General features: G+C 64.3%; 20 protein-coding genes. 8 read left to right on the forward strand and 12 right to left on the reverse strand.

Going from position 1 to position 15377, the window contains the following annotated elements; all coding sequences use genetic code 11:
- Positions 1 to 64 precede the first annotated feature (64 nt).
- From ACZ9A3_RS20685 to nrdR, 9 genes are all read right to left on the reverse strand, one after another.
- Positions 65 to 817, reverse strand: coding sequence for a substrate-binding periplasmic protein (locus tag ACZ9A3_RS20685; protein ID WP_476253077.1), 753 nt, complete (start codon positions 815 to 817; stop codon positions 65 to 67).
- Positions 818 to 828: 11 nt separating this feature from the next.
- A complete protein-coding gene (locus ACZ9A3_RS20690) occupies positions 829 to 1332 on the reverse strand; it encodes a phosphatidylglycerophosphatase A family protein (protein ID WP_045199966.1) in 504 nt (167 codons plus the stop codon).
- Positions 1329 to 2294 carry a thiamine-phosphate kinase gene (thiL, locus tag ACZ9A3_RS20695; RefSeq protein WP_093379055.1) on the reverse strand — a complete coding sequence of 322 codons (966 nt, stop codon included), beginning with the start codon at positions 2292 to 2294 and terminating at the stop codon, positions 1329 to 1331. Before thiL ends, ACZ9A3_RS20690 begins: the two co-directional genes overlap by 4 nt.
- A gap of 18 nt (positions 2295 to 2312) precedes the next feature.
- Positions 2313 to 2813 carry a transcription antitermination factor NusB gene (gene nusB / locus ACZ9A3_RS20700; protein ID WP_093379052.1) on the reverse strand — a complete coding sequence of 167 codons (501 nt, stop codon included), beginning with the start codon at positions 2811 to 2813 and terminating at the stop codon, positions 2313 to 2315.
- Positions 2810 to 3286, reverse strand: coding sequence for a 6,7-dimethyl-8-ribityllumazine synthase (ribH, locus tag ACZ9A3_RS20705; protein WP_010222842.1), 477 nt, complete (start codon positions 3284 to 3286; stop codon positions 2810 to 2812). Before ribH ends, nusB begins: the two co-directional genes overlap by 4 nt.
- An 89-nt stretch (positions 3287 to 3375) precedes the next feature.
- The gene (gene ribBA, locus ACZ9A3_RS20710) at positions 3376 to 4470 is read right to left on the reverse strand and encodes a bifunctional 3,4-dihydroxy-2-butanone-4-phosphate synthase/GTP cyclohydrolase II (protein WP_093379049.1); all 1095 of its coding nucleotides are present in this window, start codon (positions 4468 to 4470) and stop codon (positions 3376 to 3378) included.
- A gap of 18 nt (positions 4471 to 4488) precedes the next feature.
- On the reverse strand, positions 4489 to 5154 hold the full coding sequence (locus ACZ9A3_RS20715) for a riboflavin synthase (protein WP_010222840.1): 666 nt from the start codon (positions 5152 to 5154) through the stop codon (positions 4489 to 4491).
- A gap of 45 nt (positions 5155 to 5199) precedes the next feature.
- Entirely contained in the window at positions 5200 to 6330 is a 1131-nt protein-coding gene (gene ribD, locus ACZ9A3_RS20720; RefSeq protein ID WP_476253078.1) for a bifunctional diaminohydroxyphosphoribosylaminopyrimidine deaminase/5-amino-6-(5-phosphoribosylamino)uracil reductase RibD, read from the reverse strand.
- A 2-nt stretch (positions 6331 to 6332) separates the two neighbouring features.
- Positions 6333 to 6797, reverse strand: coding sequence for a transcriptional regulator NrdR (gene nrdR, locus ACZ9A3_RS20725; protein ID WP_010222838.1), 465 nt, complete (start codon positions 6795 to 6797; stop codon positions 6333 to 6335).
- A 107-nt stretch (positions 6798 to 6904) separates the two neighbouring features.
- Here nrdR and ACZ9A3_RS20730 point away from each other — a divergent pair, with 107 nt between their 5' ends.
- From ACZ9A3_RS20730 to trxA, 3 genes are read left to right on the forward strand one after another with little or no spacing between them, the layout of a single operon-like run.
- Entirely contained in the window at positions 6905 to 7351 is a 447-nt protein-coding gene (locus tag ACZ9A3_RS20730) for a YbaY family lipoprotein (RefSeq protein ID WP_093379042.1), read from the forward strand.
- Positions 7351 to 8010 (forward strand): class I SAM-dependent methyltransferase, encoded by a 660-nt coding sequence (locus ACZ9A3_RS20735; RefSeq protein ID WP_045199977.1) that lies wholly within the window; start codon positions 7351 to 7353, stop codon positions 8008 to 8010. The genes ACZ9A3_RS20730 and ACZ9A3_RS20735 overlap by 1 nt, the downstream gene beginning before the upstream one ends.
- Positions 8011 to 8041: 31 nt before the next feature.
- On the forward strand, positions 8042 to 8914 hold the full coding sequence (gene trxA / locus ACZ9A3_RS20740) for a thioredoxin (RefSeq protein ID WP_476253079.1): 873 nt from the start codon (positions 8042 to 8044) through the stop codon (positions 8912 to 8914).
- A gap of 66 nt (positions 8915 to 8980) precedes the next feature.
- On the opposite strand, the gene ACZ9A3_RS20745 is transcribed toward trxA, so the two are convergent.
- Positions 8981 to 9325, reverse strand: coding sequence for a hypothetical protein (locus ACZ9A3_RS20745; RefSeq protein ID WP_476253080.1), 345 nt, complete (start codon positions 9323 to 9325; stop codon positions 8981 to 8983).
- Positions 9326 to 9457: 132 nt separating this feature from the next.
- On the opposite strand from ACZ9A3_RS20745, the gene ACZ9A3_RS20750 reads away from it, so the two are divergent.
- The 5 genes from ACZ9A3_RS20750 (at position 9458) to ACZ9A3_RS20770 (ending at position 13385) form a co-directional block, all read left to right on the forward strand.
- Complete coding sequence (locus tag ACZ9A3_RS20750; protein WP_045199983.1) at positions 9458 to 10036, forward strand: DUF2796 domain-containing protein; 579 nt, start codon at positions 9458 to 9460, stop codon at positions 10034 to 10036.
- A 46-nt stretch (positions 10037 to 10082) separates the two neighbouring features.
- Positions 10083 to 10802, forward strand: a complete 720-nt coding sequence (locus ACZ9A3_RS20755; protein WP_123565079.1) for an ABC transporter ATP-binding protein — start codon at positions 10083 to 10085, stop codon at positions 10800 to 10802.
- Entirely contained in the window at positions 10802 to 12067 is a 1266-nt protein-coding gene (locus ACZ9A3_RS20760) for an ABC transporter permease (RefSeq protein WP_045199986.1), read from the forward strand. Before ACZ9A3_RS20755 ends, ACZ9A3_RS20760 begins: the two co-directional genes overlap by 1 nt.
- An 8-nt stretch (positions 12068 to 12075) precedes the next feature.
- Entirely contained in the window at positions 12076 to 12591 is a 516-nt protein-coding gene (locus tag ACZ9A3_RS20765; RefSeq protein WP_093379026.1) for a DUF3299 domain-containing protein, read from the forward strand.
- A gap of 110 nt (positions 12592 to 12701) precedes the next feature.
- The gene (locus tag ACZ9A3_RS20770) at positions 12702 to 13385 is read left to right on the forward strand and encodes an OmpW/AlkL family protein (RefSeq protein ID WP_038998518.1); all 684 of its coding nucleotides are present in this window, start codon (positions 12702 to 12704) and stop codon (positions 13383 to 13385) included.
- 77 nt (positions 13386 to 13462) lie between these two features.
- Here ACZ9A3_RS20770 and ACZ9A3_RS20775 read toward each other — a convergent pair whose 3' ends face one another.
- Both ACZ9A3_RS20775 and ACZ9A3_RS20780 read right to left on the reverse strand, forming a co-directional pair.
- Positions 13463 to 14392 carry an NAD-dependent epimerase/dehydratase family protein gene (locus tag ACZ9A3_RS20775; RefSeq protein WP_045199989.1) on the reverse strand — a complete coding sequence of 310 codons (930 nt, stop codon included), beginning with the start codon at positions 14390 to 14392 and terminating at the stop codon, positions 13463 to 13465.
- Entirely contained in the window at positions 14385 to 15269 is an 885-nt protein-coding gene (locus tag ACZ9A3_RS20780) for a sugar nucleotide-binding protein (protein WP_045199991.1), read from the reverse strand. Before ACZ9A3_RS20780 ends, ACZ9A3_RS20775 begins: the two co-directional genes overlap by 8 nt.
- Between the last annotated feature and the right edge of the window lie 108 nt (positions 15270 to 15377).

The raw sequence follows: 15377 nt of genomic DNA on the forward strand, positions 1-15377 counted from the left end.
AGCAGCGTGGCGCCGCTGCTTAGGCTGAATTATTGGGCAAACAGATCGACAAGTTCGATATCAGCTACGGCCGCTTGCCCTCGCCGTCGAACGGATAGGGCTGCTTCCAGTGCTCGAAGATCGCCTGCAACTCGCCACTGGCCACCAGCTTGTCCATGCGCTGGTCGAACAGCGCGCGCAACGCCTTGCCCTCGGCGGTGCGGCCAAAGGCCAGGTACAGCGGCAGCTCCGCCAGGTGGCTGCGGCGAAACAGCTTGGGATCGGGGGCCTGGCCGAGCACATAGTCGACTTCGGTCAGGGCATCGATGTAGTAGTCGACGCGATCATGTTCAAGCATCGGCAAGATCCCCTCGCGGCGCTGGATTTCGCGAAAGTGACCGACATTGGGCAGATAGCTTTTGTAGTCATAGCCGCGCACCCAGGCCAGGCGATACTGGCCGAGGGTCTGCTGGGTCGGCACAGGGCTGGTGGCCAGGCCCAGGGCATAGATATGGTCCATATCGAAATGCCAGCGCGGATAGAGGTTGTCGGCGTTCTCTTCGTGATAGGAACCGACCCAGGCATCGGCCTCACCGCGTTTGACCAGGCCTACCGCGCGGCTGTACGGCGCACTCTGGGTGCGAACCTTGACGCCGGCCGGCTCGAACACCTTGCGCAGCACGTCCCAGGCCAGGCCGCTGCCGTCGGCGTTGGTGTAGTCGAGCCACTCTTCACTGACCAGACGAACCTGGCCAGGTGTCGCCGACGGCGCGTCCGCCGCCTTGACCACACCTGCCGCCAGGACCAGCAACACCAGCAACAGCCGCCATCCCGTCATCGCCCCGCTCCTTAGGTGAAACTCCATACCAGAACCTGCATGCCCAGCCAGGCAAACACCCCGGCCAGAACATCGTCGAGCATGATCCCGACCCCGCCATGCACATGACGATCAATCCAGCGGATCGGCCAGGGCTTGAGGATGTCGAAGAAACGGAACATCAAAAAGCCCGCCAGCAGCCACATCCAGCCCTCCGGCACCAGCCACAGGGTTATCCACATGCCGACCATTTCGTCCCAGACGATGCCCTCATGGTCGTGGACCTTGAGGTCATCCGCGACCTTGCCGCACAGCCAGAAGCCGAACAGCATGGTCAACCCGAGCATCAGCCAGTAGCCCCAATCGGGCAGCATCTGCCACAACGGGATAAACGGTAGAGCCACCAGCGAGCCCCAGGTTCCCGGCGCCTTGGGCAGGGTTCCGGAGCCAAAGCCGAATGCCAGGAAATGCCAGGGATTGCGCCAGACCGACGGCGGAACGAACTCCGCAGGCACCTGTTTGGGGTGATCGGTCACGGTGTCTCCTTAAAATGTTGATAGCCCCGGGTGTGCGGGGTGATGTCCTGGCCACTGCCATCAAGCAGGCGCACGCCGCTGCCGGCACTCACCCGCCCGACCACATGGACCGGCCAGCCGGCCGCCAGCAACGGTGCAAGCTCAGCTTCGGGCAAGGTGAAGGCCAGGACGTAATCGTCGCCGCCGGCCAATGCCGCCTGTTGCGCGCCTGCGCGACCGAAAAAGGCCAGCAGCGCCGCCGACAACGGTAGCCGCTCCAGCTCGACCTGCAATGCCACCTGCGACGCCTTGGCGATATGTCCGCAATCGGCGAGCAGGCCGTCGGAGATATCCAGCGCCGAGGTTGCCTTGCCGCGCAGCACCTGGCCCAGCGCCAGTTGCGGTTGCGGCGACCAGTAATGGGCCAGCAATGGTTCGGCCTGGGCCGCCTCGGCCATGCGCTCGCCCAGCACCAGCGGCAAGGCGCCGGCGGCATTGCCCAGTTCGCCGCCGACGCACAGCAGGTCGCCGGCGCGGGCACCGCTGCGGGTCAGGGCCTGGCCGCCGGGTACGCGGCCGAACACGGTCATGGTCAGGCTCAGCGGGCCACGGGTGGTGTCGCCGCCGATCAAGCTCAGCTGGCAGCTTTCGGCCATCTGGTTCAAACCGCGGGCATAAGCCTGCAGCCAGTCGGCGCGAACCTCGGGCAGGGTCAGGGCAAGGGTAAAGCCGATGGGCGTGGCGCCCATGGCAGCCAGGTCACTGGCAGCGACGGCCAGCGAACGCTGACCGAGCAGAAAAGGGTCGCAGACAGCCGGGAAATGCACCCCGGCCACCAGCGTATCGGTAGAGATCGCCAGCTGTTCGCCGGCTGGCACGCTGAGCAAGGCGCAATCATCGCCAATGCCCAGGGCCACACCTTCGCCGCCTTGCGCACAGGACGCGGCGGCGAAGTAATGACGGATCAGCTCGAACTCACCCATTGGCACAGAGCGCCGGAATCAGCGCTTGAACGCCTTGACTTCGGCTTCACGCAGGCGTGGTGCCAGCTTGTCGAGCACGCCGTTGACGAACTTGTGGCCGTCGGTCGAACCGAACACCTTGGCCAGTTCGATACCTTCGTTGATCACAACGCGGTACGGAACATCAACGCGCATCATGAACTCCCAGGTGGACAGGCGCAGCACCGCCAGTTCAACCGGATCGAGCTCTTCAATAGTCAGGTCAAGGCACGGCTTGAGTGCTTCGTCGATTTCGACTTTCTTCGCCGGAACCCCATGGAGGATTTCGCGGAAGTAGGCACCGTCGACATCGGTGAAATCGTTATCGACCCGGAACTGCGCTTCGATCTCGTTCAGCGACTGCTTGGCCATATGCCATTGGTACAGGGCCTGGGTCGCGAGCTGACGGGCTTCGCGACGCTTGGCGCTTTTCGATGGCTTGCCAGCATCCGCAGGTTTTGGATCGCGCGGGTTGAAACGATCGCTTTCGTCGCTAATCACTTGGCCTCCAACTGCGCCAGCAGGCTGACCATTTCCAGAGCGGACAGGGCAGCTTCGGCGCCCTTGTTGCCGGCCTTGGTGCCGGAACGCTCAATGGCCTGTTCGATCGAATCGACGGTCAGGACACCGAAGGAGACCGGCACGCCGAACTCCATGGACACCTGGGCCAGGCCCTTGGTGCATTCGCCCGCAACGTATTCGAAGTGCGGGGTACCGCCACGGATCACGGCGCCCAGGGCGATGATCGCGGCATATTCGCTTTGCTGGGCGACTTTCTGCGCCACCAGCGGGATTTCGAAGGCACCCGGGGCACGGATGATGGTGATGTCGCTTTCGTTCACACCGTGGCGAACCAGGGCATCAACGGCACCGCTCACCAGGCTTTCGACGACGAAGCTGTTGAAGCGGCCAACCACCAAAGCATAGCGACCTTTGGGGGCAATGAAGGTACCTTCGATGGTCTTCAGGGTCATTGCGGAGTTCTCATCTTAAAGAGCCAGGCCGCAAACAGGCGGCCTGTGGGTGTTTGGGACACGAATGGCAGCGCGAAAAACCGCCTGCTTTATTCGGAGGGCACGTATTCTACAACTTCCAGATCGAATCCGGATATCGCATTGAACTTCATTGGCGAACTCATCAGGCGCATTTTGCGCACGCCCAGGTCGCGCAGGATCTGCGAACCGGCACCGACGGTGCTGTAGGTGGTCGGGGTTTTCGCCTGGACGCCAGCGTCGGCGCTTTCGCGAATGTGCGCCAGCAGCACGTCGCCATCGAGCGGGTGGCCGAGCAGCAGCACCACGCCGCTGCCGGCGTCTGCAACGGCGCTCATGGCCGCGCGCAGGCTCCAGCGGCCCGGTTGTTTGACCATCAGCAGGTCGCGCAGCGGGTCCATGTTGTGCACCCGCACCAGGGTCGGTTCTTCGGCGCAAATGTTACCCAGGGTCAGCGCCATGTGCACATCGCCTTCGACCGAATCACGGTAGGTGACCAGGTTGAAATGGCCCAGCTCGCTGTCCAGCGGCTGCTCGGAAACCCGCTGAACGGTACGTTCGTGGATCATCCGGTAGTGGATCAGGTCGGCAATGGTGCCGATCTTGATGTTGTGTTCGGCGGCAAAAGTCTCGAGTTCGGCGCGACGCGACATGGTGCCGTCGTCGTTCATCACCTCGCAAATCACCCCGCTCGGCTCGAAACCGGCCATGCGCGCCAGGTCGCAGGCAGCTTCGGTGTGGCCGGCACGGGCCAGGGTACCGCCAGGCTGGGCCATCAGCGGGAAAATGTGACCGGGGCTGACAATGTCTTCGGCCTTGGCATCACGGGCGGCGGCAGCCTGCACGGTGCGCGCGCGGTCGGCGGCGGAAATGCCGGTGGTGACGCCGGTGGCGGCTTCGATCGACACGGTGAACTTGGTGCCGAAACCCGAGCCATTGCGTGGCGCCATCAGCGGCAGCTTGAGCGTTTCGCAGCGCTCGCGCGACATCGGCATGCAGATCAGGCCGCGGGCGTGCTTGGCCATGAAGTTGATGTGCTCGGCCTTGCAGCACTCGGCGGCCATGATCAGGTCGCCTTCGTTCTCGCGGTCTTCGTCATCCATGAGGATGACCATTTTGCCTTGGCGGATGTCTTCGACCAGTTCTTCGATGCTGTTGAGCGCCACTCGGCACCCCCTTTCAAATCAGGATTTCAGGTAGCCGTTGGCGGCCAGGAAACTTTCGGTGATGCCGCTGCCTTTGCTTGGCTCGGCGGCCTTGTCACCCAGCAGCAGACGCTCCAGGTAACGTGCCAGCAGGTCGACCTCAAGGTTCACCCGACGACCTGGACGGTAGTCGGCCATGATGGTTTCGGCCAGGGTGTGCGGGACGATGGTCAGCTCGAACTCGGCGCCATCGACGACGTTCACCGTCAGGCTGGTGCCGTCGACGGTGATCGAGCCCTTGTGGGCAATGTACTTGGCCAGCTCCTTGGGTGCACGGATGCGGAACTGGATGGCGCGGGCGTTATCGCTGCGCGAGACCACTTCGCCGACGCCGTCGACATGGCCGCTGACCAGGTGACCGCCCAGGCGGGTGGTCGGCGTCAGGGCTTTTTCGAGGTTGACCCGGCTGCCGCTTTTGAGCTCGTTGAAGGCGGTGCAGTCGAGGGTTTCGCGGCTGACGTCGGCCCAGAAGCCATCGCCAGGCAGCTCGACCGCGGTCAGGCACACGCCGTTGACGGCGATGCTGTCGCCCAGCTTGACGTCGCCCAGGTCGAGCTTGCCGGTTTCGACATACACCCGCACGTCACCGCCTTTTGGGGTCAGGGAACGGATGCTGCCAATCGATTCGATGATGCCGGTGAACATGAAGTCCTCCTCGAGAACAGGGCTGCGCATGGCGCTAGCCGCAAATTATACGCCGGGCGCAGGCTTGGGTACTGCAGTGACTCGCCAGTCATCGCCTACTGCGCGCATTTCGGTGATCTGCAAATGGGGCGCCTGGCTCATTTTATCCAGGGGCCAGTCGAGCAACGGCCGGGCACTGGAGCCAAGGATGCGTCCGGCGACAAAAATCTGGTACTCGTCGATCAGTCCCTGCCGGGCAAAGGCGCCGACCAGGCCGGCACCGGCTTCGACCAGCACTTCGTTGACGCCACGCGCGGCCAGCTCAAGCATCAGCGCCGGCAGGTCGACGCGGCCAGCACTGCCGGGCAGGCTCAGCAGCTCATGACCGGCCTGGGCATAACGTGCGTCGGCTTCAGCGGCGGTGACCACCAGGGCCGGGCCGGCGGTAAAGAACGGCGCATCGAGCGGCACACGCAAGCGACCATCGATCAACACCCGCAAGGGCGGACGCGCCAGGGCCAGCGCGGTGGTTGCCGGGTCCAGGCCCAGTTCTTCGGCGCGCACGGTCATCCGCGCGTTGTCGGCCAATACGCTTTCGGCACTGGTCAGCACCACGCTGGAGCGGGCGCGCAAACGCTGCACTGCCGAGCGCGCCGCCGGGCCGGTAATCCACTGGCTCTCGCCGCTGGCCATGGCCGTGCGGCCGTCCAGGCTCATCGCCAGCTTGGCCCGGACGAACGGCAGGCCGTGTTCCATACGCTTGAGAAAGCCCGGGTTCAGGGCTCGGGCCTCGGCCTCCAGCACACCGCTGGCAACCTCGATACCCGCATCGGCCAGGCGCTTGAGGCCGTTGCCGGCGACTTGCGGATTGGGGTCCTGCATGGCCGCGACCACCCGCGCCACACCGGCCTTGACCAGCGCCTCGGCACACGGCGGCGTGCGCCCATGGTGGCTGCACGGCTCAAGGGTGACGTAGGCGCAAGCGCCGCGGGCCAGCTCGCCGGCCTGGCGCAAGGCATGCACCTCGGCATGCGGCTCGCCGGCGCGCACGTGCCAGCCTTCGCCAACCACCTGGCCGTCACGGACGATCACGCAGCCCACGCGAGGGTTCGGGTGAGTGGAGTACAAGCCTTTGCGGGCCAACTCGACGGCCCGGGCCATGTAGTGCGCATCAAGCACCGCGCGTTCGCTGGACATGCTCACTCTTTAGCCGGCACACGGGCCAGGCGGTCGATTTCTTCACGGAACTCGTTGAGGTCCTGGAAACGCCGGTACACCGAGGCGAAGCGGATATAGGCGACTTCATCGAGCTTTTGCAGCTCGGCCATCACCAGCTCGCCGACCACCAGCGACTTGATCTCGCGCTCACCGGTAGCCCGCAGCTTGTGCTTGATATGCGCCAGCGCCGCTTCCAGGCGCTCGACGCTGACCGGACGTTTTTCCAGAGCACGCTGCATACCGGCACGCAGTTTTTCTTCGTCGAAAGGCTGGCGGCTGCCGTCCTGCTTGATCAGCCGGGGCAGAACCAGTTCGGCGGTTTCGAAGGTGGTGAAGCGCTCACCGCAGGCTACGCATTCGCGCCGACGGCGCACTTGCTCGCCCTCGGCAACCAGTCGCGAGTCGATGACCTTGGTGTCGTTGGCACCGCAGAAGGGACAGTGCATGGTGGCAGGCAACAAAAAAAGGGAGGGCCATGGTAGCGCATCCCACTGGCAAGACAAGCCAAAGGGGTTACCATCCAGTGAGGAAATACGCCGCGAAGGAATTCCCCATGCCATCAAGAGCGCTTGTCGTGCTCAGTTTTGCTGCCGTGCTGAGCGCGTGCAGCAGCGATAAACCCCAGCCTGTGCCGGCGCCCAAAGCCCCGGTAGCCAGCAAACCGGCCAAGGAGCTCGGGCCGCTGCCGGCCTATCAACGCGAATTGAGCGGCACCTTGCAGAACATTCCGGCCGGCGCCGAAGTCGAACTGGCCCTGCTAGTGATCGATGAACGCGGGCGGCCGCAAGGCTTGCTAGCCAGCAGCACGTTCAGCGGCAATGGCCTGGACCTGCCGTTTCGCCTGCGCTTCAACCCCGAGGCCTTTCCCGCCGGGGCGCGGGTCGAGCTGCGCGGTCGCGCGAGCAAGTCCGGCCAGTTGATCCTGCACCTGCCGCCCCTGCGCATCGCCCAGGCGCAAACCCAGGCCACCGGCCCGCTGCGCTTCGAAAAGGCGCCATGATGGCGCCCGCTCCACTGCAACAGGCCTTGAGCGAGTTGCTTGGGGATGCGCAACTGGTGGTCAGCGACCTGCCCGAGTGCGCGCTCAAGTTGTGGCTGATCGATGCGCAGAACATGGACCGCGCCTTCAGCTCCGAAGAAACCCGGCGCATCCTTCACGAGCCGCCGTACTGGAGCTTCTGCTGGGCCAGCGGCCTGGCCATGGCCCGCTACCTGGATGAGCATCGGCATTGGGTCGAAGGCAAGCGCGTGCTGGACTTTGGCGCAGGCTCCGGGATTGCCGGTATCGCGGCAGCCAAGGCCGGCGCGCTGGAAGTGGTGGCTTGCGACCTTGACCCGCTGGCGCTGCAGGCCTGCCGGGCGAATGCCGAGCTCAATGAGGTGGAACTGAGTTATTCCAGCGATTTTTTCCAGGAGGCCGACCGTTTCGACCTGATCCTGGTCGCCGACGTGCTCTACGACCGCGCCAACCTACCGTTGCTGGACGAGTTTCTCAGCCGTGGCCAGCAGGCCCTGGTCGCCGATTCGCGGGTACGGGATTTCCGCCACCCGCTGTACCGGTCGCTGGGCGTGCTCGATGCCCTGACCCTGCCGGACCTGGCCGAGCCCCACGAATTCCGCCGGGTCAGCCTGTACCACGCCAGCCGCCAGCCTTTATAGTGATGCCATTCACGGATTTTCGAGAGTCGCGATGAACCCTGCTACCCCGTACATTTTCGATGCCACTGGCGCCGACTTCGATCAGTTGGTGATCCAGAACTCTTTCCATAAACCGGTACTGGTCGACTTCTGGGCCGAGTGGTGCGCGCCGTGCAAGGCACTGATGCCGCTGCTGGCGCAGATCACCGAGAGCTACCAGGGCGAACTGCTGCTGGCCAAGGTCAACTGCGATATCGAGCAGGACATCGTCGCCCGCTTCGGCATCCGCAGCCTGCCCACCGTAGTGCTGTTCAAGGATGGCCAGCCGGTCGACGGCTTTGCCGGTGCCCAACCCGAGTCGGCGATTCGCGCCCTGCTCGAACCCCATGTACAACTGCCGCCACCGGCTGCCGCCGACCCGCTGGAGCAAGCCCAGGCGCTGTTTGCCGAAGGCCGTTTCAGCGAAGCCGAAAGCACCCTCAAGGCGCTGCTCAGCGAAGACAACAGCAATGCCGGCGCGCTGATCCTCTACGCCCGCTGCCTGGCTGAGCGCGGCGAACTGGGTGAAGCCCAGAGCGTGCTCGACGCGGTCAAGAGCGACGAGCACAAGGCTGCCCTGGCCGGTGCCAAGGCGCAGCTGACCTTTCTCGGCCTGGCCGCCAGCCTGCCGGAAGTCGCCGACCTTAAAGCGCGCCTGGCGCAGAATGCTGAAGATGACGAGGCCGCGTACCAGCTGTGTATCCAGCAGTTGTCGCGTCAGCAGTACGAAGCGGCGCTGGAAGGCTTGCTCAAGCTGTTCAAGCGCAATCGCGGCTATGACGGCGGGGTGGCACACAAGACCTTGCTGCAGGTGTTTGACCTGCTGGGCAACGACCACCCGCTAGTTGGCAACTACCGTCGCAAGTTGTTTGCTGCCTTGTATTGAATTGATCGCGGGCCAAGCCCGCTCCTACTGATCTTGTAGGAGCGAGCTTGGCCCGCGATACCCTCATTACCCCACCCAGTGATAAACCGGCGCATCCGCCCCGCTTTGCACCTTCACCTCGGCACTGTGGCGCAGGCGCACCAGCAGTCGCTTGCCCGCCGCGGTATTGCCCGCCAGCCCTTCCAAGTGTTCAAGCAACTCCGGCCCGTTGAGCTGCCCGGCCATGCGCAGTACCTCGCGCGCCGCCTGCCAGAGCGCATCATCCGGTCGCACCGCCGCAACCGCACTCGCCGCTGCTGCAGGCGCTGGCGTCACAGCGGCCAGCTGGCCGCCCAGTTGCGCCCATTCCGCCGGGTCCAGTTCCAGGGTCAGGTCTACCGGCCAGTCGCCGATGTGTCCGCGAATTCGCATGGGGGTGTCCTTGTGCGCAGTCAATGGGCCCATGCTCCCACGCCAACGCTTCATCGCCAAGCACACTGGCGCACGCCGAACAAGTTGTTATAACATTACCAAATCATTCCAGTGCCTCCGCGGAGTCAGCCCATGCGTCGTCTGTTGCTCGCCTTGCCGTTTGCCTTGTTGCCCCTGGCCGTCGCCCACGCCCATGAAGGCCACGACCACGATCATGACCACGCCCATGGCAGCCTCGGCGCCCATGAACACGGCGTCGCGCGCTTGAATGTGGTGCTCGACGACAAGTCCCTGGAACTGGAACTGGACAGCCCGGCGATGAACCTGGTCGGCTTCGAACACCCGGCCACCAGCGCCGCCGACAAAGCCAAGGTTGCTGCCGTGCGTTCACAATTGGAAAAACCATTGGCGCTGTTCGGCCTGGCCAAGGCGGCCAACTGCAGCGAAAGTGACCAGGAGCTGGAAAGCCCGCTGTTCGGCGACAAGCCGGCAGTCGATGATGACGGCGACGAGCACGAAGGCCATGAGCACAGTGAGGTCCATGCCCATTACCGGCTGACCTGCGACAAGCCCGCTGAGCTCAAGAGCCTCGACCTGACTCCGTTGTTCAAGGCCTTCCCCGCCACCCAGAAAATTACCCTGCAACTGATCGGGCCCAACGGCCAGCAAGGTGTCGAAGCGACCCCGGCCAAGGCCACGATCAACTTCTGATAGCCCTTTTGCAGCGAAACGCCCGGGGTAACCCGGGCGTTCATTTATGAGCCAGGCACTGATTGAACTGACCGACCTGGGCTTCGCCTGGCCGGGCCAAGCCCCCCTGCTGGAGATTCCCGCCCTGCGCCTGGAAGCCGGCGAATCGTTGTTTCTCAAAGGCCCCAGCGGCAGCGGCAAGACCACCCTGCTGGGCCTTTTGGGCGGAGTGCAAAAGCCCGATCGCGGCAGCATCCGCCTGCTCGGCCAGGACTTGAGCGAACTGAAGCTGGCCGCCCGCGACCGTTTTCGCGTCGATCACACCGGCTACATCTTCCAGCAGTTCAACCTGCTGCCGTTTCTCTCGGTACGGGAGAACGTCGAACTGCCCTGCCGCTTCTCGCGCAGCCGCGCGCAACGCGCCGCCGAGCGCCATGGCAGCATCGACCAGGCCGCCGCCAGCCTGCTCGCCCACCTGGGCCTGAAAGACCCGGCGTTGCTTGCCCGCCGCGCGGGCAGCCTGTCGATCGGCCAGCAACAGCGCGTTGCCGCCGCCCGGGCCTTGATCGGCCAGCCGGAGCTGGTAATCGCCGACGAGCCAACATCAGCCCTCGACGCCGACACCCGCGAAGCCTTCATCCGCCTGTTGTTCGCCGAATGCCGTGCGGCCGGCTCGAGCCTGCTGTTCGTCAGCCACGACCAGAGCCTGGCACCGTTGTTTGACCGCCAGCTGTCCCTTGCCGAACTCAACCGCGCGGCCCGCCCGGCCAACGACCTGGAGGCCTGATGTACCTGCTCCGCCTTGCCCTGGCCAGCCTGGCCAACCGCCGCTTTACTGCATTTTTGACCGCCTTCGCCATCGCCCTGTCGGTGTGCCTGCTGCTGGCGGTCGAGCGGGTGCGCACCGAAGCCCGCGCCAGCTTTGCCAGCACCATCAGCGGCACCGACCTGATCGTCGGCGCCCGCTCGGGCTCGGTGAACCTGCTGCTGTACTCGGTGTTTCGCATCGGCAACGCCACCAACAACATCCGCTGGGAGAGCTTCGAACACTACGCCAGCGACAAACGGGTGAAATGGGCCATTCCCATCTCCCTGGGCGATTCCCATCGCGGCTACCGGGTGATGGGCACCGACGCGCGCTATTTCGAGCACTACCAGTACGGCCGCAAGCAGAACCTGCAACTGGCCGAGGGCCGCGCTTTCGCCAGCGACCCGTTCGAGGTGGTGCTTGGTGCCGAGGTGGCCGATGCCCTGCACTACAAGCTGGGCGACAAGCTGGTTCTGGCCCATGGCGTGGCGGCCATCAGCCTGGTCAAACACGATGACAAACCGTTCACCGTGGTCGGCGTGCTGCAACGCACCGGCACCCCGGTCGACCGCACCCTGCACATCAGCCTGGGCGGTATGGAAGCCATCCACATCGACTGGCACAACGGCATGCCGGCCCGCGGCGCCGGGCGTATCAGCGCCGATCAGGCGCGCAACATGGACCTCAAGCCCGCCGCCATCACCGCCTTCATGCTCGGCCTGAACAACAAGGTGGCCACCTTCAGCCTGCAACGGGAGATCAACGAGTACCGCAACGAGCCGCTGCTGGCGATCCTCCCGGGCGTGGCCCTGCAAGAACTCTGGAGCCTGATGGGCACGGCCGAGCAGGCGCTGTTCGTGGTCTCGCTGTTCGTGGTGCTGACCGGCCTGATTGGCATGCTCACGGCGATCCTCACCAGCCTCAACGAACGGCGCCGGGAAATGGCCATCCTGCGCTCGGTCGGCGCGCGTCCCTGGCACATTGCCGGGCTGCTGGTGCTCGAAGCACTGGCCCTGGCGGTGGCCGGCATCATCGCCGGGGTGGCTTTGTTGTACGCCTGCATCGCCCTGGCCCAGGGTTACGTGCAGGCCAATTACGGCCTGTTGCTGCCGCTGGCCTGGCCCAGCGCCCATGAATGGACCCTGCTGGGCATCATCCTTGGCGCCGCCTTGCTGATGGGCAGCGTGCCGGCCTGGCGCGCCTATCGCCAGTCGCTGGCCGACGGCCTGTCCATTCACCTGTGAGTAACTCGATGAACCGCGCCTTGCTGCTGTTGCTGCTGTTGATTGCCTCGCCCCTGTGGGCCGCTGAACCGCGCACCCTGGAGTGGCAGCAACTGATCCCGGCCGGGGCGCCGGTGATCCAGCCGCAACTGGCGCCGCTGCACGACCTTTCGCAACTGAGCGACGCCCTGGCTGCCGAATCGGCACCCGCTGCGCGGCAAACCGCACCCAATGCCCCGGTGGTCAAGGCCCTGGATGGCCAGCAGGTCAAACTGCCGGGGTATATCGTGCCGCTGGAGGTCAGCGAAGAAGGCCGCACCACCGAGTTCCTGCTGGTGCCTTACTACGGCGCCTGCATTCATGTACCGCCACCGCCGTCGAACCAGATCGTTCACATCTTCAGCGAGATCGGCGTCAAGGTCGAAGACCTCTACCAACCGTACTGGATTGAAGGCCAGATGCAGGTCAAAGCCTCCAGCAGCGAGCTGGCCGATGCCGGATATCAAATGGAAGCCGAGAAAATCTACGCATACGAGCTAGAATGAATGGCCGCTTGTCAGCCTTTGACGATTTCATTGAGCTGCGTCAAAAGTCGCCGTCCGTCAGCTCCTTACCATTGGACTCATTAAATTCTAAACGTCCTTTGGGAGCTTCCATGAACAAGTCCTTGCTTGGCGCCTCGCTCGTTGCTCTGGCGCTTGCAGCCCCTGTTGCCCACGCCCACCAGGCTGGCGACTTCATCCTGCGTGCCGGTGCGATCACTACCGCTCCCAACGAGAACAGCGGCGACATCAAGCTCGACGGCACCAAGATGTCCGGCACCAAGGCTACTCTGGACAGCGACACCCAGCTGGGCCTGGCGTTTGCCTACATGCTGACCGACCACATCGGCCTCGAGCTGCTGGCCGCCACTCCGTTCCAGCACACCGTGGGCGTCAAGGGCCTGGGCGCTGGCCTGGATGGCAAGCTGGGCGACATCAAGCAACTGCCACCGACCCTGTCGCTGCAGTACTACCCGATGGAAGCTTCGTCGAAGTTCCAGCCTTACGCCGGTATCGGTCTGAACTACACCATGTTCTTTGACGAAGACCTGAGCAGCAACCGCAAGGCTCAAGGCTTCAGCAACATGAAGTTGAAGGATTCGGTCGGCCTGGCCGGTCAGTTGGGCATGGACTACATGATCAACGACAACTTCCTGATCAACGCCGCGGTCTGGTACGTCGACATCGACACCAAGGCCACCATCGACGGCCCGAGCGCCCTGGGCGTTGGCAAGACCAAGGTCGACGTCGATGTCGATCCATGGGTCTACATGGTTGGCGTGGGTTACAAGTTCTAAGCGTCTTCAAACGCACATCGCGGGGCAAGCCCGCTCCTACAACGTGATGTAGGAGCGGGCTTGCCCCGCGCTGCTTTTCAGCGTCCTAAAAGTCGCGCCAGCCCCACCACCAGCGGCGTCGGCTCAGGGAAATCAAAACGCGCCAGCAAGCGCTGGTTGTTCGCCCGCGAATGGCGGATATCGCCCGAGCGCGCCGGCCCATGGCTGATCGCCGGCAAATCGCCAACCACCGACTTCAATGCCGCCAGCAACTGGTTCAGCGAAGTGGCCTGGTTCAGGCCGATGTTCACCGCGCCCTCCTCGACCTGTGCCAACTCCAGCGCCTGGACCATTACCGTGACCAGATCGCCAACATAGAGAAAATCGCGGGTCTGCTCACCGTCGCCAAACAGGGTGATCGGCGTGCCGTTCAGGGCGCGCTCGCAGAAGATGCTGATAACCCCGGAATACGGCGAGGAAGGATCCTGGCGCGGGCCGAAGATATTGAAAAAGCGGAACACCACCGGCTCCAGGCCATGCTGGCGGCGGTAGAAGTCCAGATACTGCTCGCTGGCCAGTTTATCCACCGCGTAAGGCGTCAACGGCGCCTTGGGCGTGTCTTCGACAATCGACTGGCCTTCGCCATTGTTGCCGTACACCGCCGCGCTGGAGGCAAACAGCACGCGCTTGATGCCGTTCAGGCGCATGGCCTCGCACACGTTGAGGGTGCCGATGAAGTTGCTCTGGTGGGTTTTCACCGGGTCGTCCACCGAGGCCTGTACCGAGGCGACCGCGGCCAGGTGCACCACCGCCTGGCAACCGGCCGCGGCGCGCTTGACCAGTTCGGCGTCGGCGACATCACCTTCGACCAGTTGCAGCCGGGGGTTGTCGATCTGCAGGTTGCTGCGCTTGCCCGTCGACAGGTCGTCGAGGATACGCACGCTATAGCCTTTTTCCAGCAACGCATCGCTGAGGTGGGAACCGATGAAGCCGGCGCCACCGGTGATCAGAATAGGGGCATCAGCCATGACGATAGAAGCGATCCAGTAAGGGCGGCAAACCGGCGCGCCAGGCGCGGGGCTTGATGCCGAAGGTGTGGAGGATTTTCTTGCAGGCCAGCACCGCATGCTGCGGTTCTTCGCTGGCGTCCGGGCGCGCGGCGTGGGCCTGCGCGGTCGGGGCCTGTACCGCCAGCTTATGCAACTGGGCCGCTTCCGTGAGGATAGCCTGCCCCAGCGCCAGCGGCGTGGTCGCCTCGTTCCCGGCGTAGTGATAGGTGCCCCACAGGGGCGCGGCGCAATCGAGCTGCTTGAGCACCGAGAGGATTACCCGCGCAGCGTCGTCCACCGGCGTCGGGTTGCCGCGCCGGTCATCGGCCAGCAGCAGTTCCTGCGGTTGCTCGGCGCGGGTCAGGAAGCGGCCGAGGACGCCATCGATACTCTCGTCGAGCACCCAGCCAAAGCGCAGCAACACATGCTGCGGGCAGGTGGCGCGCACGCTCTGCTCGATGCGCCACAGGGCCTGGCCACGCAGGCCCAGCGGCACTGGCTCGTCCTTTTCGCTGTAGGCGGTCGCCCGCGAGCCATCGAAGACCCGGTAGCTGGACGGCTGGACAAGAATGATGTTGTGGTGCTGACACAGCTCGGCCAGGCGCTCGACGGCGCGCTCCTGCTGGGCCAGGCGCTGCTCGCTGACCGCTTCGGCCTGGAACCAGTCGAAGTAGTAAGCCAGGTTGATCAGCGCATCAGGGCGGGTGTCGTCGAGCAACTGGGTCAGGCTCGCCGGATCCCAGCCGCTGTCCGGCGGGCGCGGTGCCAGAAAGCCGATATCTTCCTCGGCCCCGAGTCGAATCAGCGCTTGCCCGAGGGCACTTCCACCACCCAACAGCATCAGGCGCATTCGCATAGAGTCAGCAGGTCCGATCAGATTATTGGAAGAAAGCCTTCATTTTGCGGTTTCCGGCAGGGGAAGTCCAACACAGGGGCGCCCGTCCTGCCCGGCGCGGCGCTGAAG

This window comes from Pseudomonas sp. TE4620 (assembly GCF_056279045.1).